Raw genomic sequence first — 16473 nt, 5'->3', positions numbered from 1 at the left:
ACGATGGCGGTTAACGACACAATTGCAGATATGCTCACGCGCATCCGCAATGCCAATATGGCGCGGCATCAAACAACACAAGTGCCATCCACTAAAATGACTCGTAGCATCGCAAAAGTGCTGCGCGAAGAAGGTTTTATTGGTGAGTTTGAAGATGCAGGAGAAGGAATTGGGCGCAATTTGGTGATTGCCTTGAAATACAAGGGTAAAAATCGCCAACCCCTGATCACCACCCTTAAGCGGGTGAGTAAACCAGGTTTGCGTGTTTACTCCAATAAAAAAGAACTACCAAGAGTACTAGGTGGTATCGGTATTGCCATTATTTCTACATCAAGTGGCATTATGACTGACCGAGAAGCACGGCGTCAAAACTTGGGTGGTGAAGTACTGTGCTACGTTTGGTAGTCATTAGTCATTTGTCATTCGTAAAAGACAACAGACAACAAACAAAGCACAAAGCACAAAGGACTAAAAGTTATGTCTCGAATTGGTAAACTTCCAATTACAATTCCGGCTAAGGTGCAAGTAAATATTGATGGCACAAAAGTGTTAGTCAAGGGTCCTAAAGGCGAACTATTTCGCGATTTGCCTCCTTATGTCATAGTCTCCCAAGAAGGAGAAATATTGCAGGTTAACCGTCGCGATGAATCTCGCACGTCCCGGCAAATGCATGGTTTATGCCGTACTTTGGTTGCCAATATGGTTGAGGGAGTTTCCAAAGGGTTTCAACGTCGTTTGGAAATTCAAGGGGTTGGCTACCGGGCGCAAGTTCAAGGTCGTAACTTGATTTTGAATATGGGCTATAGCCATCAAGTGCAAATCGTTCCACCAGAAGGAATTCAGTTTGCAGTTGAAAATAATACTAACGTTATTGTCAGCGGCTACGACAAAGAAGAAGTAGGCAATACAGCAGCTAAAATTCGTGCTGTGCGCCCACCTGAGCCTTACAAAGGCAAAGGTATTCGTTACGCGGGTGAAATGGTCAGACGTAAAGCTGGTAAGACTGGTGGTAAGGGCAAGAAGTAAAAATGAAACATACTCGTAAGGAATCAAGGGAACGTCGCCGTAGACGTATTCGTGGTAAAGTTGATGGTTCTTCTGAGCGTCCACGGTTAGCTATATTTCGCTCTCACCAACATATTTATGCTCAAGTGATTGATGATACGAATCATCACACCATAGTGGCAGCCTCAACTGTAGAACCAGACTTGAAATCAAAATTAGCTTCAGGTTCAAACTGTCAAGCTTCGGTGGAAGTCGGCAAATTGATCGCAGTTCGCTCCTTAGAAAAAGGTATTAGCAAAGTCGTATTTGATCGAGGTGGCAATCTTTACCACGGTCGCGTCAAAGCACTAGCAGAAGCAGCTCGCGAAGCTGGTTTGGTTTTTTAAATGAGTTATTGCTCATGAGTCATTAGTCGTTAGTTAAAGAAAGACAAATGACAATTGGCTCCTAAAACGAGGTAAATAAAATGGCAACTGGTCGTCGTAAAGCTAACCGTACAAAAAAAGAAGAAACCACATGGCAAGAGCGGGTTATCCAAATCCGACGGGTGAGTAAAGTCGTAAAAGGAGGTAAAAAACTTAGCTTCCGCGCGATCGTCGTTGTGGGAAATGAACGCGGTCAAGTTGGTGTGGGAGTAGGCAAAGCCTCAGATGTGATTGGTGCTGTGAAAAAAGGGGTCGCTGATGGGAAGAAGCATCTGATTGAAATTCCCATGACAAAATCCAACTCTATCCCTCATCCAATTGATGGGATTGGTGGTGGTGCTAAGGTGATTATGCGACCAGCAGCACCTGGTACTGGAGTAATTGCTGGTGGCGCTGTACGTACAGTACTAGAATTAGCAGGAGTTCGCAATATCCTAGCTAAGCAACTGGGTTCAAACAATCCTCTTAATAATGCTAGAGCCGCAGTTAATGCTCTATCTACCCTGCGAACTTTTCCAGAAGTCGCCGAAGACCGGGGTATTCCTGTTGAAAATCTTTATATTTAAGTCATTTGTCCTCAATCCTTTGTTTTTATAGAAATGACAAATGACCCTCAGGGTATACCTTTGGCGCGTGTATTTTTTGTAGCTCACTAGCACGGCTACGCCCCCAAGTCCTGCAGAAGCTTGCGCCAACAAAGCAGTGTCTGTAGTGGCTCACGAATGATAAATGACTAAATTTTACACAAGGTTTTCCTTATGAGACTAACCGATGTTCGTCCTCAAAAAGGCTCAAAGAAACGTCCCCGTCGTTTAGGTAGGGGTGTTTCAGCCGGTCAAGGTGCTAGTGCTGGTAAGGGTATGCGTGGTCAAAAAGCGCGTTCTGGCAGTAGTACACGACCCGGATTTGAAGGTGGTCAACAGCCATTGTACCGCCGCATACCCAAGTTAAAGGGCTTCCCTCTGGTTAATCGTAAGCAGTACACTACGATTAATGTAGAAAAGCTAGCTTCCCTCCCTGCAAATACAGAAGTTACACTCACCTCGTTAAAAGAAGCAGGTATCCTTACTGCTGCTCGAGGATCTTTGAAGATTTTAGGGGATGGGGAATTGAACGTTCCCCTCAAGGTGCAAGCGGCAGCTTTTACAGGTACAGCTCGTAGCAAAATTGAGGCAGCGGGTGGGAGTTGCGAAGTTTTAGAGTGAGTCAAAAAGCACGCACCTACGACAAGCCTACCCCAGCCAAGTGCCTCGCTTCACGATTCAGGTAGCCCTCTATGATCAGTCGAGACAAAGCTCCAACGGCTCAAGAAACTTTTATGCAGATGGCGCAAGCAGCAGGTCTGCGAGGTCGGCTGCTTCTGACATTAGGTATTTTAATGTTGATTCGTTTGGGCATACATTTGCCCATACCAGGTATTGATCGAGATCGATTTGCCCAAGCCCTTCAAGGGAATAACCAAATCTTAAGCTTTTTGGACATCTTTTCCGGAGGTGGACTTTCTGCTTTGGGAGTTTTTGCCTTAGGGATTTTGCCATACATCAACGCCTCGATTATCATCCAATTACTTACCGCTGCCATTCCGGCTTTAGAAAATTTACAGAAAAATGAGGGCGAAGCAGGACGGCGGAAGATTTCTCAAATGACACGGTATGTTTCTGCGGGTTGGGCAGTTATTCAAAGTGTCTTCTTGGCATCATTCTGGCTTAAGCCCTTTGCCTTTCACTACGGACCAATTTTCGTCATCGAGACAGCGTTAGCTCTCGTCGCAGGTTCGATGTTTGTGATGTGGGCATCAGAAGTGATTACAGAGCGTGGTGTAGGGAACGGGGCATCTTTGTTGATTTTTGTCAACATTGTGGCAACACTGCCAAAAGCTCTAGGTGACACAATCGATTTTGTACAAGCCGGAAACCCAGCGGGTCAAGTTATTGCCCTATTGCTGCTTTTCCTAGTGACAATTGTTGGTATTGTGTTTGTGCAGGAAGGAATCCGTCGTATTCCGATTATTTCAGCGCGTCGCCAAGTTGGAAAACGAATTTTTGCAGAGCAACGTAACTACTTACCCCTACGACTTAATCAAGGGGGCGTGATGCCAATTATTTTTGCGGCTGCAATTTTAAGTTTGCCAATGTTGGTAGGGAATTTTATCAAAAATCCAGAATACTCGAGAATTATTAACACCTATCTCGTACCTGGAGGTTCTGGGGCTTGGGTGTATGCTCTTGTCTACCTAGTTTCTATCGTCTTCTTCAGCTACTTTTATTCATCATTGATTGTCAACCCAGTTGATGTAGCACAGAACTTGAAGAAGATGGGTTCTAGTATTCCAGGTATTCGTCCAGGAAAAGCAACGACTGAGTACATTGAGCGCGTACTGAATCGATTAACTTTTTTAGGTGCTATCTTTCTGGGTTTGATTGCTATTATCCCTACTGCCGTTGAAAGTGCTTTAAATGTACGAACCTTTAGAGGGCTAGGTGCTACCTCTTTGTTAATCTTAGTTGGTGTAGCTATTGATACATCAAAGCAGATTCAAACTTACGTTATCTCTCAGCGCTATGAAGGGATGGTGAAACAGTAGTGACACGAGTAATCTTCTTGGGACCACCTGGAGCTGGTAAAGGAACTCAAGCTAAAACCTTAGCTGACAATTTGAATATTCCTCATATTTCTACTGGTGACATACTGCGTCAAGGTCTAAAAGACCAAACTCCTTTGGGTGTCAAGGCTCAAACTTATATGGATAAAGGTGAGTTGGTTCCCGATCAACTTGTGGAGGAAATGGTGCAGGAACGTCTCAAGCAGGATGATACGAAATCAGGCTGGATTCTTGATGGCTTTCCCCGCACTGTTAATCAAGCAGTTTTTTTAGGGGAGTTACTGCGAAAACTGAACCAAAATGGCGAAAAAGTCGTCAATTTGAATGTGCCAGATGACACAGTAATAGCACGGTTACTAGAGCGAGGCAGAAAAGATGACTCAGAAGAAGTCATCCGTCGTCGCTTAGAAGTTTACCGGTCTGAAACGGCACCTTTGATTGACTATTACAGTAGTCGTCAGAGTCTCCTCAGTATAAACGGTAATCAGTCCCTAGAAGAAGTCACTGCTGAATTAAAAAAGGTCATTGCGTCTTAAAAGGGGGGAGTGGGTGAGAGGTAAGAAGTGACAAATGTTTCCCAATTCTTTGTACCTAGCACCCTATTCCCTATATCCCAAGCAGATGTATGTAAATATTGGATAAAATATATTAATGAAGTGTTGATATATTCTCCGAAATATGTTTTTTGCAGACTATAAGTAGCTGTAACAAAGTAGGAGGCTGTTGAGTTGAGGAAAAAACTTGTCTAAACAAGATTTGATAGAGATGGAAGGCACGGTCACCGAATCCCTGCCAAATGCAATGTTTCGTGTTGATTTAGATAACGGCTTCAATGTATTAGCTCACATTTCTGGCAAGATTCGCCGTAACTATATCAAGATATTACCCGGCGATCGCGTCAAAGTAGAGTTAACGCCTTACGATCTGACAAAAGGCAGAATTACTTATCGATTACGTAAAAAATAGCTCATTTTTCAACTATTGTTCGGAATGAATTCTCACTTATGTAAAAAATAATACCATACCAACCTGAAAAAAAACAATGAATTTTACTGACTGATTAATCATAAAATGTTATAATTCAATATTTGGAGTCAACAAAAAGCCATGAAAGTCAGAGCGTCTGTCAAAAAAATCTGTGAAAAGTGTAACGTGATCAGGCGTCGTGGTCGCGTTATGGTGATTTGTGTCAATCCTAAGCATAAGCAGCGTCAAGGATAACACAAGGAAAAACTGAACACTCATCAGGGAAATTTATTCAAATAACTGCTGAGTGAAAAAAAACACTACTAGTTTGAAGGAATAGGGAGACACGAGTTGTGGCACGTATTGCCGGAGTAGACCTTCCACGTGATAAACGTGTTGAAATTGGTCTAACTTATATCTACGGAATTGGGTTATCTCTTTCAAAAGAGATATTAGCAGCCACGAGTGTCAACCCTGATACTCGTATTAAAGACCTGAGTGATGCTGACGTAGCAGCTCTGAGGGGAGAAATAGAAGAGAACTACCAAGTAGAAGGTGACCTAAGGCGCTTGGAAGCAATGAACATCAAGCGCCTAATTGAAATTGGTACTTATAGGGGTCGTCGCCACCGCATGGGCTTACCTGTGAGAGGACAAAGAACTCGAACTAACGCCAGAACTCGTCGAGGAAGACGACAGACAGTAGCTGGTAAGAAGAAAGCCCCATCCAAGTAATTGTTTTTGTGCTGAATTACAGCAATACTTAACCTTAATATTTAACCAAGTGCGATATGGCGCGACAACAAAGTGCAAAGAAATCCGGCAGCAAAAAGCTAAAACGTAATGTTCCAAACGGGATAGCTTACATTCAGTCTACTTTCAACAATAGCATTGTTACCATTAGCGATCAAAATGGAGATGTTATCTCCTGGGCAAGTGCTGGATCTAGTGGTTTTAAGGGAGCAAAAAAAGGTACTCCTTTTGCAGCCCAGACCGCAGCTGAAAGTGCAGCACGTCGAGCAATGGATCAAGGAATGCGCCAAATAGAAGTCATGGTCAGTGGTCCTGGGGCTGGTCGAGAAACAGCTATCCGGGCACTTCAAGGAGCCGGACTAGAAATTACATTAATTCGGGATATTACCCCGATTCCTCATAATGGTTGCCGCCCACCCAAGCGCCGCCGAGTATAAAGACAACTTATGAAGCGGTGACTCCAGCGCGCATGAGGAGTGTTTCCGCTCTCACGGCGACGGGCGTTCCCGATAGCCGTAAGGCGTGGCGTTAGCCATAGGGTGAAGGTGAGAAGTTTGAGAAAACGCTAGTTGCATAAGGATTCTACGAAAGGCACCGACTTGAGAGAGTTTCCTTTCGTCCTATTGAGCAACTTCCCCCTGAAAACTTGAAACTTCAAAAAACAAAACACCATCACTCTCCGTTGGCAATTCTTGGGATCAAACTTCACCATCATTGGACATACAGTTTGATAAACCTCGTCGTTTAAGAGGTCATTAAGTAAATTCGAGAGGGCAGAGCCGCATGGTGAGCGCAAGCTCCAAAAGGGTAACCCGAAGGCAAGCAACTAGCAAAAGGCTTTGCCGACTTGAAAGGACTACTTGTACAACTTCCTCTGAGTATGAAAACAACCGTTTCATCAAGGGTACTGGTGTGCAACTGTTTGTCCTTGCCACTGTGTTGTGGTTCGGCAGGTGCTCTGTGCCAGGTTTAGTGTACGTTTGTGACTGGTGTAAGCCCTATGCCTACGGCATAGGGCTTAGAACATAGGAGAAACCCGCATGCAGTTGGTGCTCGTTAGAATACAACTGGGATCATTCACAAACCTAGTGATACGTAGTGAATGTGAACCAAACCACCCTCAGCCTTAGCAGAAGGGTAGCTGAACTACGAAAAACTACGATATTCAGCGATGAGATCCATCGGCAAAACTACCCAAAAAACGTCTAAAAAGGAGCATACCGAACCACAGCCCAGGCTCGACTTGAAGAGGTTTCCCTTGGACGGGTTTGCTGACTCTGGCCAACTGGTGAAACCAGTGCGGCACCTATGTTTCCCTCCTGGCAGATCTGAGTCTTGTGTTGGGTTTACCCACATAGGACACTGGCGAATCCCTAAGAGCGTCGGACTGCCCCTTGAGAACGCTGGTAAAGACGGTTTTCACGACAATGAGAGTGTCACCCAAGACAATAAATTTATCTGCTAGCAAAACCTTATATGAAGGGAGGCGACCCTATGGCGCAGTTTCAAATTGAATGTGTAGAGTCAAGTACTGAAGACAATAGGAGTAATCACAGTAAATTTGTCTTAGAACCCTTAGAGCGCGGTCAAGGTACGACCGTTGGCAATGCCCTGAGACGGGTATTACTTTCTAACCTAGAGGGGACAGCTGTAACTGCAGTTCGGATTGCAGGCGTGTCACACGAGTTCGCCACCGTTCATGGTGTGCGAGAAGATGTGCTTGAAATGATGATGAAAATGAAAGAAGTTATTCTTAAAAGCTATTCCTCTCAACCCCAGATTGGTCGCTTACTCGTTACAGGTCCAACAACAGTCACTTCAGCACATTTTGATTTGCCTAGTGAAGTAGAAGTGATCGACCCAACCCAATATATAGCGACTGTCGCTGAAGGTGGCAAGCTAGAAATGGAGTTTCGGATTGAAAGAGGCAAAGGATATCGAACTGTAGAGCGGGGTCGTGAAGAAGCCACATCTTTGGACTTTCTCCAAATCGACTCAATATTTATGCCAGTGCGCAAAGTCAACTACAGCGTTGAAGAAACTCGTGGAGATAGTGGAATACCAAAAGACAGATTGTTACTGGAAATTTGGACAAATGGTAGTCTGACCCCTCAAGAAGCACTCTCCTCTGCCGCTACTATACTGGTGGATTTGTTTAACCCGTTGAAAGAGATCTCGCTCGACATACCAGATGTAGGCGCAGAAATCCCAGACGATCCAACTGCTCAGATTCCTATCGAAGAGTTGCAACTGTCAGTACGAGCTTATAACTGTCTCAAACGAGCACAAGTAAACTCGGTAGCTGATTTGTTGGATTACACTCAAGAAGACCTATTAGAAATAAAAAACTTTGGTCAAAAGTCAGCTGAAGAAGTTGTTGAAGCCTTACAGCGACGCTTGGGGATCACTTTACCAACAGAAAGAGCTAATAAACACGCCTAAAACTGGTTATTCGTTAGTAGTAAGTAATTAGTCAAACAACTAACTACCAACTAATAACTACCAACTACCAACTAACAACTAACACAAAGATTATGCGTCACCGTTGTGGAGTCAAAAAACTCAGCAAACCAGCTGACCAACGTCGCGCTCTGTTGCGAGCGCTCACCACTGAATTAATTCGTCATGGACGAATTACTACCACTTTAGCCCGAGCTAAGGTAGTACGCTCTGAAGTGGACAAAATGATTACTCTTGCGAAAGAGGGTTCTTTAGCAGCACGCCGTCAAGCCCTCGGTTATATATACGACAAACAACTGGTTCATGCTCTGTTTGAGCAAGTTCCCACACGGTATAGCGATCGCCAAGGAGGTTACACCCGTATCCTGCATACCGTACCACGTCGGGGTGATAATTCTAAGATGGCAATCATCGAACTCGTCTAAACAGATGAAGGCACTTATGCTGAAGGATCAGATGAAAATTTTATCCTTCTAACTTCCGCCTCAAGTTGATTTTATGTTAAGTAGCCACCAGCCTACACAAACTTGTCGAGTCGCCCTGGTCATTCAATACCTGGGCACTCATTTTCATGGCTGGCAACGCCAACCGCAACAACGCACTGTCCAAGAAGAGATAGAAACAGCTCTTTCTCATATCCTAGGTCATCCAGTCACGCTGTACGGCGCAGGGCGAACTGATGCTGGAGTTCACGCTGCTGCTCAAGTGGCACATTTTAATGTCACAAGTCCGATACCAGCTTACAAATGGGCAAACATTCTTAACAGCTATTTGCCCAAAGATATACTAATTCGAGCCTCCGCACAAGTAAATCACAATTGGCACGCTCGCTTTAGTGCTATTTATCGACGGTATCGTTACACGTTCTATACTGAAAAGTTACCGAACTTGTTTGCCAGCGCTTTTAGTTGGCATTATTATCACGAACCTTTGGATGAATCTCTCATTCAAGCAGCACTGGAACCTTTGATTGGAAAGCATCACCTAGCTGCTTTTCGTCGAGCAAACTCAGCACGCCAGCATTCTTGGGTAGAAGTACAAGCAGCAGAGTGTTATCGCACTGGACCATTTCTTTATATTGAAATTCAGGCTGATGGATTTTTGTATGGTATGGTGCGGCTATTAGTAGGAATGTTGGTACAAGTTGGTTGCAGACAACTCACCCTAACTAGTTTCACCGACGTTTGGAAAGATCAACGACGTCAAGAAGTGAAATATGCCGCACCTGCTCACGGGTTATGCTTGTTGCGAGTCGGCTATCCTGATTTCCCGTTTCCCCCAGAGATTTGGTTTGAGACCCAACCCAAATTAATCTTTGGTCAATAAGGACTAAAGACAAAGGACTAAAGACAAAGGACTAAAGACAAAGGACTAAAGACAAATGACAACAGACAAAACATATCTTCCTCCTCAGAAAACTATGGAGCATGATTGGTACGTCATAGACGCTACTAACCAACGCCTCGGTCGCTTAGCAAGCGAAATCGCTATGGTTCTCAGAGGGAAAAATAAACCCCACTATACCCCTCACATGGACACAGGTGATTTCGTCATCGTTGTCAATGCTGAGAAAATAGAAGTGACAGGTAAAAAACGCACACAAAAGCTTTACCGTCGTCATTCCGGTCGTCCTGGTGGAATGAAGACCGAAACCTTTGACAAGCTACAACAACGTTTGCCAGAAAGAATTGTGGAACATGCCATCAAAGGTATGCTACCAAAAAATAGCTTGGGACGTCAGTTGTTTACTAAGCTAAAAGTTTACGCTGGACCAACTCATCCCCATGCAGCACAACAACCAAAAGAGTTACAAATTCAGACCATTCCAGGAGTAGAAAATTAATGCAAGCAGCAGATAATAGCGGTCGTGCTATGTATTGGGGTACAGGTCGTCGTAAATCGGCGATCGCGCGGGTTCGCTTGGTTCCCGGTACTGGACAAATGATTGTCAATGGCAAACCAGGAGACCTTTACTTCCAATTCAACCCAAACTACATTTCCCTAGCCAAAGCACCTCTAGAAACTCTTGGCTTGGAAAACGAATACGACATTCTTGTCAAAGCTGAGGGTGGCGGTTTAACTGGACAATCAGATGCAGTTCGTTTGGGAGTTGCTCGTGCGCTTTGCCAACTCGATCCAGAAAACCGTCCGCCTTTAAAAATCGAAGGCTACCTGACTCGTGATCCACGAGCAAAAGAGCGCAAAAAATACGGTTTGCACAAAGCTCGTAAAGCACCTCAGTACTCTAAGCGTTAAGCAATTTTGGATTTTTCCTGCACCCTTGACGCAGATAAATGTTTGTGAGTTAGCGTGCACCAGCCTTGATCAGCGGTTGCTATGATCATCAAAAAAATCTAAAATCCAAAGTTCTACAACCCCTGAAAACCTGAAAGTTATAATTGGTATAGATAGACCACGGAAAGAAAAATGGCGAAACCAGAGATTCATCCCCAGTGGTATCCAGATGCAAAAGTTTACTGTAACGGTCAACTTGTGATGACTGTTGGCTCTACTAAGCCAGAATTGCACGTAGATGTTTGGTCTGGAAACCACCCCTTTTATACAGGTACTCAGAAGATAATTGACAGCGAAGGTCGCGTAGAACGCTTCCTGCGTAAATATGGCATGATGGAAGGTCAATCCAAAGGCGGAAGAAGGAAAAAGTAGCGGCTTGGCTTTAGCTGTTAACAACGACCCTGCATCAGCTGGGTCGATTGTTGTATTTAATGCTCAAGCAAATTTGCTATTTTTAAGGAGTGACTGTATCCGTCATGGCTGAAACATACCTGCTGGAGAAACTAAAATCCGTTGAACAAACTTTTCATGAATTGACTCGTCGCCTTGCCGACCCCGATACTGCCAAAAACCCTGATGAGTATCAAAAAATCGCAAAGGCACGCTCTTCTTTGGAAGAAGTGGTAGATACCTACGAAACCTGGAAAAACGCCCAGGAAGAATTCGTAGGGGCGCGTCAGGTGCTCAAAGAATCTCAAAGTGATCCAGAACTGCAAGAAATGGCAGCCCTGGAAGTTGAAGAACTTGAGCAAAAAATAGAACAGTTAGAAAATCGTTTGAAGATTTTGCTACTACCCCGTGATCCTAATGATGATAAAAACATCATGTTGGAAATTCGTGCGGGTACTGGTGGTGATGAAGCAAGCATTTGGGCTGGTGATTTAGTACGTTTGTACTCAAAGTATGCTGACAGCCAAAGTTGGCGTGTGAAGTTAGTCAGTGAGTCCTTGGCGGAAATGGGCGGCTTTAAAGAAGCCATTTTGGAAATTCAAGGCGATAGCGTATACAGCAAGCTAAAGTTTGAAGCTGGAGTGCATCGCGTGCAGCGTGTACCAGTCACTGAAGCTGGGGGACGGGTTCACACCTCAACAGCAACTGTGGCGATAATGCCAGAGGTGGATGATGTAGAAATCCACATTGATCCGAAGGATATTGAAATGAGCACAGCTCGTTCTGGTGGTGCTGGTGGACAAAACGTCAACAAAGTGGAAACAGCCGCTGACTTGTTCCACAAACCCACTGGTATCCGGATTTTCTGTACGGAAGAACGCAGCCAATTGCAGAACAAAGAACGGGCAATGCAGATCCTGCGGGCAAAACTGTATGAGATGAAGTTGCGAGAACAACAAGAAGCTGTGACTTCTATGCGGCGATCGCAAGTCGGTACAGGATCACGTTCTGAAAAGATTCGCACTTATAACTACAAAGATAACCGCGCCACCGACCACCGCTTAAATCAAAACTATTCGCTCAACGCAGTTCTAGAAGGGGAACTTGAACACATTATTCAAGCTTGTATTTCTCAAGATCAACAAGAACGCTTAGCAGAACTCGCTGCTTCCGGTGCTAATAGTTAATATTTAGGGTTGCTAGTTTTTTTTCCATTATAGAACTTATGCACAAGAGATCCTTCAACAGAGTTAAAATGGGGGCTTTTAAGATTCCCTCCTTTTGAAGCGGGAATCGGGGTTTCGGCTTTTGAGTGCGTAAGTGCTGCATTAATAACTAGCTACGGCCTTTTAAATATCATGAAAAACCGCTTTTGTGTCTTACATAAAGCAACACAACAAGCGGTTTTCTAATGCGTTGTTTGGAATCAATATATCAAGCAATATACTCGACATTACATTGGAACCGTATTTATAGCGCTTCTGGTTTGAGCCAGATACAATAGCTTTAGTGTATAAACCAAGCAATGCAGCAGATATACTCTATTTATCGTAATATATAATACAATAAATATACGCTTCAAACTCCCCATGCATATGCTGTTTTGACAATTTGTAGCCAATAAAGTCACATAGGAAAACTTTGTTATTTAACCATCAACACTTGTTGCACAGAATGAACTTTTTATTATTTGCGGGTTAGAGACCATGTTAATTCTTTGTTTCATGTACCAACTTGTGGCATTCTGTATTTAGAAGCTAAGATGCTTCTGAGCGAGAAGCTTTTGAACTTTGAACAGCTTGCAGCATCTTTGATACTCATCAAAATCGAGATGCACCCAAACAAAACGTGCCAAAGTGATGTCATCTCCATGAGATGAAAGCATTTAATTATAAGGCTTTCATCTAAATATTAAGGAGTGTAATGTTTTATCATATTCCTGAAAACTTTAGGTCACTTTACCCTTATGATGAGGAAAACTTGTAAAGTTTAGTGAGAAGGAAGTTATTAAACGTGGCTATTCCTCTGCTAGAGTATGCGCCTTTAAGTCAAAATAATCGTGTTACTGGCTACGAAATTCCGGGTGATGAACAGCCTAGAATCTTCTCCACTGACAATTTACTTTCTGCGACTGACCTAGATAACTTAATCGAGGCAGCCTACCGTCAGATATTTTTCCATGCTTTTGCCTCTGATCGGGAGCGTTTTTTGGAGTCGCAGCTCCGCAGTGGACAGATTACCGTCCGTGAGTTTATTCGTGGATTGTGCTTGTCCAAAACCTTCACTGGTAGCTTCTATAACCTCAACAGCAACTACCGCTTTGTTGAGCATTGTGTTCAACGGATTTTGGGACGTGATGTTTACAGCGAACGGGAAAAAATTGCTTGGTCAATCGTGGTAGCAACCAAAGGTCGGGCTGGCTTCATCAATGATCTGCTCAACAGCGACGAATACTTAGAGAACTTTGGTGACAGCATTGTTCCCTACCAACGTCGTCGGGTTCTGCCCTCAGGAGCCAGCCAATTGCCATTCAACATCAAGTCTCCGCGTTACGATGAATACCATCGTGCGCAACTCGGCTTCCCCCAAATAATCTGGCAAACCATTGTACGTCGCTACACTCCACCCGACAAGCAGGCTAAAGCCGGTGATCCAGCTCTGTTTGCATCAATGGCTCAGAGTATTAATCCAACAGGTAATCCTCCGCAACGGATCTCGCCTTATAACATTGATTACGAGAAAGCAGTGCCTTATCGCCGCCGGTAATTACGGCTGGTCATTTAGCAACCACGATACAACGTGACTGCAATCTTCCAAAATAGAGGAGTCAGAATTCAGGTGCTAGGGTTTAGAAAATGTATTTCTGAATCTTGAGTTCTTAAATCTGGCTCCTTATTTGCTCTAGATCATTTTTCGGCTCATTATTTTTTTGAAGAAGCGGCAATATTATCAATCAGGACTTACGCAACAATAAGGTAGTTGCACCCGTTGCGACGAGGAGTGCGCAATCTGATAGTCAAGTTCATTCGGAACTCATGCGTAAGTCCTATCAATGTATTCATAATTATTAAACTTTTTTACAGCACTAAATTATAAAAATTAAAGAAGATAAATTCAAGAAATCTCCTGAAAAATACTACTTGAAATACATAGATCGCTGTGACCAACCACGAACAAGTTAGCAAAAGTTTAACTCTTTTAAATCAAGGATTGTACCCTTATGTAAAAAGGGAGATGCAAAAAGTTTATGGTGAGCGCTGGCTAAGAATTATCTCATCATCTATGTCTGATAACTCATCCATAAAGCTTAGCCCAGAAGAGATTCTAGGTAATGATGTTTTTACTTTATTAAAAGTCATTATTGGACAGTGGAATCAGGTATTCAGCAAAAATTTAGGTTACGCTGAGGGAGCTTTAGTGAGTGAACTCATGGAAGTTACTAACAGTTGGGCGGATCAATATCATTTTTCAACTGAAGACACTTATCGCACTTTAGACACGATCGCTCGACTCCTGAAAGCTATCTCTGCACCAGAAACAAGTATTGTAGAACTTGACTTGCAAAAAGTCTTAAAAAGACTTTTTTCTAAACAAGCCGAAAAAGACTCCAACACAGAGAAATTGGCTGACATTGTCAAACACCAAAACTTTCAGAATACTTCTCTTTTAATCCGTGCGCTGACACACCGTTCCTATGTCCATGAAAACCCGCAAGAAGGTGAACACAACGAACGTCTGGAGTTTCTTGGTGATGCTTTGCTGACTTATTTAAGTGGCGAATACCTTTATCGTCGTTACCCAGAAAAGGGAGAAGATGAGTTAACTCGTCGGCGTTCTGCACTGGTTGATGAAAAGCAACTAGCAAAATTTGCAATTGAGGTTGGTTTAGATCGCAGAATGCGGTTAGGTAAAGGTGCAACTTTAGAAGGAGGTTACCAAAATCCTAATTTACTCAGCAGTACTTTTGAAGCAGTCATCGCCGCTTACTACTTAGACAACAATTATGATAGTGAAGCAGTACGTGCTGTTGTGGAACCGTTGTTTGACTCTGTTCCTGAGAGTATTGTGGAGTTTCGCTCAAATGTAGACTCTAAAAATCGCTTTCAAGAATGGGTGCAACGCAATATCACTCAAATACCACCCAAGTATGTCACAGTTCAAGTAGGTGGTTCTTCTCATGCTCCAGAGTTTGTAGCTAAAGTAGTTGTGGGAGAGAAAGAGTATGGACAAGGTAAAGGGCGCAGTAAGAAAGATGCTGAGAAGGCTGCAGCTGAGAACGCGCTAGCTAGGCTAGAAAAATCAAAGTAAATGTCAGATATACACCTCACACTTCTACTTTTAACGGTAAAGTCACAGTGAAAGTAGAACCTACTCCTATTTGGGAGACTAAGCTAATTTCACCTTGCAACAGTTTTATCAGCCGTGAAACGATTGCCAAGCCCAAGCCGGTACTATTGGGAAGGAAGGATTTACTACCAGAACCAATGCGAAAGTAAGGTTGAAAAATCTGTACTTGATCTTCTGGCTCAATTCCAATTCCAGTATCTGAAACTGCAACACTCCACTTGCTAATGTCTAAAGTTTCACACTTGATTTTTACCGTTCCTGACTCTGTGTAGCGAATCGCATTACTAACAAGATTTGTTACAATTTGCTGTAATCGTAACGGGTCTGTTACAACTTCGTCAGGAGCACGGTTGCAATCAATAACAATTTGTAATTTTTTTTGAGTAGCCAAAGGCTCCAGCATTTCGTAGACATTTATAATTAATTCATACACCTGAGTTGGTTCTGGTTCGAGTTTCATCTGCCCTGCATCATAGCGAGAAATCTCCAGTGCATCGTTAATCAGGTGAATTAATTGTCTCCCACTGCGTAACACGCGGTCAATGTGTTCTAGATGGCTAAAGGAATTTTTTTCCTCTGATTTTTGGCGTTGTAAGCGCAAAAACAAATCTGAGTAACCAATAATCGAAGTTAATGGGTTTTTGAGTTCGTGCGCGAGATACGATAAATTATCTTGATTTGCTCGCACTAAGCGAGTTAATTCCTGATTATTAAGGGTTAACTGATTGTGCAGCTGCTCTAGTTCTGTTAATCGCTGTTCTGTGTAACTTTGGAAACAATAGGCTATTGCTTCATCTAACACCATATCAATCAAATGCACGGCTCGCATCACTTCTTTTGCTGATGCTTTCAGGAATTCCGGTTCTAAAGTGACAAATATGGTGTTACGCAAAAGCCGATACTCTAGTGCAATTTCTGCTGCATCGAAACCTTGTTCAGCCCTAAGAATCCCATGCTCTAAACTTGCTTGAACTAGGGATTGAACTTCATCATCTTGATATTGAGAAAGCACAGTTGCTAGAGCCAAGAGGACATGATCAAGATGATTTTCAATAGCTGTACGGCTTAGATGATTGGTGCTGAAAATCTTTTTATCCCGACGAACAGCTTCCACCCATTGTTTCATAATCCTCTGAGTTTGATCCCGCAGCAATTGACTAAAATCTTTCATCACTTATGGGTGGATAGACATACAAATAGAGTAAATCATTCTATGATCTACATCCTAAGC

21 protein-coding genes and 1 pseudogene are annotated in these 16473 nt (G+C 43.3%); 21 read left to right on the top strand and 1 reads right to left on the bottom strand.

All coding sequences use genetic code 11. The features are described from left to right. Positions 1–3 precede the first annotated feature (3 nt). The 21 genes and pseudogenes from rpsH to rnc all read left to right on the top strand — a co-directional run bounded on the left by rpsH (position 4) and on the right by rnc (position 15203). Positions 4–405, top strand: a complete 402-nt coding sequence (rpsH, locus tag DP114_RS14720; RefSeq protein WP_169265249.1) for a 30S ribosomal protein S8 — start codon at positions 4–6, stop codon at positions 403–405. Positions 406–477: 72 nt separating this feature from the next. Further along, a complete protein-coding gene (gene rplF, locus DP114_RS14715) occupies positions 478–1026 on the top strand; it encodes a 50S ribosomal protein L6 (RefSeq protein ID WP_169265248.1) in 549 nt (182 codons plus the stop codon). A 2-nt stretch (positions 1027–1028) separates the two neighbouring features. Further along, positions 1029–1391, top strand: coding sequence for a 50S ribosomal protein L18 (gene rplR, locus DP114_RS14710; protein WP_169265247.1), 363 nt, complete (start codon positions 1029–1031; stop codon positions 1389–1391). An 80-nt stretch (positions 1392–1471) separates the two neighbouring features. Continuing rightward, positions 1472–1996 (top strand): 30S ribosomal protein S5, encoded by a 525-nt coding sequence (gene rpsE / locus DP114_RS14705; protein ID WP_169265246.1) that lies wholly within the window; start codon positions 1472–1474, stop codon positions 1994–1996. Positions 1997–2188: 192 nt separating this feature from the next. Further along, on the top strand, positions 2189–2635 hold the full coding sequence (gene rplO / locus DP114_RS14700) for a 50S ribosomal protein L15 (protein WP_169265245.1): 447 nt from the start codon (positions 2189–2191) through the stop codon (positions 2633–2635). Between the two features lie 71 nt (positions 2636–2706). Beyond that, the gene (gene secY / locus DP114_RS14695; RefSeq protein ID WP_169265244.1) at positions 2707–4014 is read left to right on the top strand and encodes a preprotein translocase subunit SecY; all 1308 of its coding nucleotides are present in this window, start codon (positions 2707–2709) and stop codon (positions 4012–4014) included. Then, on the top strand, positions 4014–4568 hold the full coding sequence (locus DP114_RS14690; protein WP_169265243.1) for an adenylate kinase: 555 nt from the start codon (positions 4014–4016) through the stop codon (positions 4566–4568). The genes secY and DP114_RS14690 overlap by 1 nt, the downstream gene beginning before the upstream one ends. 205 nt (positions 4569–4773) lie before the next feature. Beyond that, on the top strand, positions 4774–4998 hold the full coding sequence (infA, locus tag DP114_RS14685; protein WP_006276978.1) for a translation initiation factor IF-1: 225 nt from the start codon (positions 4774–4776) through the stop codon (positions 4996–4998). 141 nt (positions 4999–5139) lie between these two features. Then, positions 5140–5253, top strand: coding sequence for a 50S ribosomal protein L36 (rpmJ, locus tag DP114_RS14680; protein WP_010998333.1), 114 nt, complete (start codon positions 5140–5142; stop codon positions 5251–5253). Between the two features lie 98 nt (positions 5254–5351). Continuing rightward, entirely contained in the window at positions 5352–5732 is a 381-nt protein-coding gene (rpsM, locus tag DP114_RS14675) for a 30S ribosomal protein S13 (RefSeq protein WP_169265242.1), read from the top strand. 56 nt (positions 5733–5788) lie between these two features. Continuing rightward, positions 5789–6187, top strand: a complete 399-nt coding sequence (rpsK, locus tag DP114_RS14670; RefSeq protein ID WP_169265241.1) for a 30S ribosomal protein S11 — start codon at positions 5789–5791, stop codon at positions 6185–6187. 1057 nt (positions 6188–7244) lie between these two features. Then, positions 7245–8192: a DNA-directed RNA polymerase subunit alpha gene (locus tag DP114_RS14665; protein WP_169265240.1), complete on the top strand. Its 948-nt coding sequence runs from the start codon at positions 7245–7247 to the stop codon at positions 8190–8192. Positions 8193–8284: 92 nt separating this feature from the next. After that, on the top strand, positions 8285–8635 hold the full coding sequence (gene rplQ, locus DP114_RS14660; RefSeq protein WP_169265239.1) for a 50S ribosomal protein L17: 351 nt from the start codon (positions 8285–8287) through the stop codon (positions 8633–8635). A 73-nt stretch (positions 8636–8708) separates the two neighbouring features. Then, positions 8709–9536 carry a tRNA pseudouridine(38-40) synthase TruA gene (truA, locus tag DP114_RS14655; RefSeq protein ID WP_171976435.1) on the top strand — a complete coding sequence of 276 codons (828 nt, stop codon included), beginning with the start codon at positions 8709–8711 and terminating at the stop codon, positions 9534–9536. A gap of 55 nt (positions 9537–9591) precedes the next feature. Then, entirely contained in the window at positions 9592–10053 is a 462-nt protein-coding gene (gene rplM, locus DP114_RS14650) for a 50S ribosomal protein L13 (RefSeq protein ID WP_169265237.1), read from the top strand. After that, the gene (gene rpsI / locus DP114_RS14645; RefSeq protein WP_169265236.1) at positions 10053–10466 is read left to right on the top strand and encodes a 30S ribosomal protein S9; all 414 of its coding nucleotides are present in this window, start codon (positions 10053–10055) and stop codon (positions 10464–10466) included. Before rplM ends, rpsI begins: the two co-directional genes overlap by 1 nt. Positions 10467–10637: 171 nt before the next feature. Beyond that, the gene (rpmE, locus tag DP114_RS14640) at positions 10638–10877 is read left to right on the top strand and encodes a 50S ribosomal protein L31 (RefSeq protein WP_169265235.1); all 240 of its coding nucleotides are present in this window, start codon (positions 10638–10640) and stop codon (positions 10875–10877) included. A 104-nt stretch (positions 10878–10981) separates the two neighbouring features. Then, positions 10982–12082 carry a peptide chain release factor 1 gene (gene prfA / locus DP114_RS14635; RefSeq protein WP_169265234.1) on the top strand — a complete coding sequence of 367 codons (1101 nt, stop codon included), beginning with the start codon at positions 10982–10984 and terminating at the stop codon, positions 12080–12082. An 826-nt stretch (positions 12083–12908) separates the two neighbouring features. Beyond that, positions 12909–13661: a phycobilisome rod-core linker polypeptide gene (locus DP114_RS14630; RefSeq protein ID WP_169265233.1), complete on the top strand. Its 753-nt coding sequence runs from the start codon at positions 12909–12911 to the stop codon at positions 13659–13661. Between the two features lie 393 nt (positions 13662–14054). Continuing rightward, a pseudogene (locus DP114_RS34975) lies at positions 14055–14411 on the top strand (Swt1 family HEPN domain-containing protein); the annotation flags it as partial. A 114-nt stretch (positions 14412–14525) separates the two neighbouring features. Continuing rightward, positions 14526–15203: a ribonuclease III gene (rnc, locus tag DP114_RS34970; RefSeq protein ID WP_246163308.1), complete on the top strand. Its 678-nt coding sequence runs from the start codon at positions 14526–14528 to the stop codon at positions 15201–15203. A gap of 16 nt (positions 15204–15219) precedes the next feature. On the opposite strand, the gene DP114_RS14620 is transcribed toward rnc, so the two are convergent. Continuing rightward, positions 15220–16413: a sensor histidine kinase gene (locus DP114_RS14620; protein WP_169265232.1), complete on the bottom strand. Its 1194-nt coding sequence runs from the start codon at positions 16411–16413 to the stop codon at positions 15220–15222. Positions 16414–16473 lie beyond the last annotated feature (60 nt).

The sequence above is a fragment of the Brasilonema sennae CENA114 genome (assembly GCF_006968745.1).
Lineage (GTDB): Bacteria > Cyanobacteriota > Cyanobacteriia > Cyanobacteriales > Nostocaceae > Brasilonema > Brasilonema sennae.
This window is presented reverse-complemented; position numbering and strand designations above follow the sequence as displayed.

Excerpts from the sequence above, each read along its gene's own strand:
- DP114_RS14665 (WP_169265240.1), top strand. The coding sequence starts at position 7,245 with ATGGCGCAGTTTCAAATTGAATGTGTAGAGTCAAGTACTGAAGACAAT.
- secY (WP_169265244.1), top strand. The coding sequence starts at position 2,707 with ATGATCAGTCGAGACAAAGCTCCAACGGCTCAAGAAACTTTTATGCAG.
- rplO (WP_169265245.1), top strand. The coding sequence starts at position 2,189 with ATGAGACTAACCGATGTTCGTCCTCAAAAAGGCTCAAAGAAACGTCCC.
- rpmJ (WP_010998333.1), top strand. The coding sequence starts at position 5,140 with ATGAAAGTCAGAGCGTCTGTCAAAAAAATCTGTGAAAAGTGTAACGTG.
- rpmE (WP_169265235.1), top strand. The coding sequence starts at position 10,638 with ATGGCGAAACCAGAGATTCATCCCCAGTGGTATCCAGATGCAAAAGTT.
- rplQ (WP_169265239.1), top strand. The coding sequence starts at position 8,285 with ATGCGTCACCGTTGTGGAGTCAAAAAACTCAGCAAACCAGCTGACCAA.
- rpsK (WP_169265241.1), top strand. The coding sequence starts at position 5,789 with ATGGCGCGACAACAAAGTGCAAAGAAATCCGGCAGCAAAAAGCTAAAA.
- rplF (WP_169265248.1), top strand. The coding sequence starts at position 478 with ATGTCTCGAATTGGTAAACTTCCAATTACAATTCCGGCTAAGGTGCAA.
- truA (WP_171976435.1), top strand. The coding sequence starts at position 8,709 with ATGTTAAGTAGCCACCAGCCTACACAAACTTGTCGAGTCGCCCTGGTC.
- rplM (WP_169265237.1), top strand. The coding sequence starts at position 9,592 with ATGACAACAGACAAAACATATCTTCCTCCTCAGAAAACTATGGAGCAT.
- rpsE (WP_169265246.1), top strand. The coding sequence starts at position 1,472 with ATGGCAACTGGTCGTCGTAAAGCTAACCGTACAAAAAAAGAAGAAACC.
- prfA (WP_169265234.1), top strand. The coding sequence starts at position 10,982 with ATGGCTGAAACATACCTGCTGGAGAAACTAAAATCCGTTGAACAAACT.
- DP114_RS14620 (WP_169265232.1), bottom strand. The coding sequence starts at position 16,413 with ATGAAAGATTTTAGTCAATTGCTGCGGGATCAAACTCAGAGGATTATG.
- rpsI (WP_169265236.1), top strand. The coding sequence starts at position 10,053 with ATGCAAGCAGCAGATAATAGCGGTCGTGCTATGTATTGGGGTACAGGT.
- rpsH (WP_169265249.1), top strand. The coding sequence starts at position 4 with ATGGCGGTTAACGACACAATTGCAGATATGCTCACGCGCATCCGCAAT.
- rplR (WP_169265247.1), top strand. The coding sequence starts at position 1,029 with ATGAAACATACTCGTAAGGAATCAAGGGAACGTCGCCGTAGACGTATT.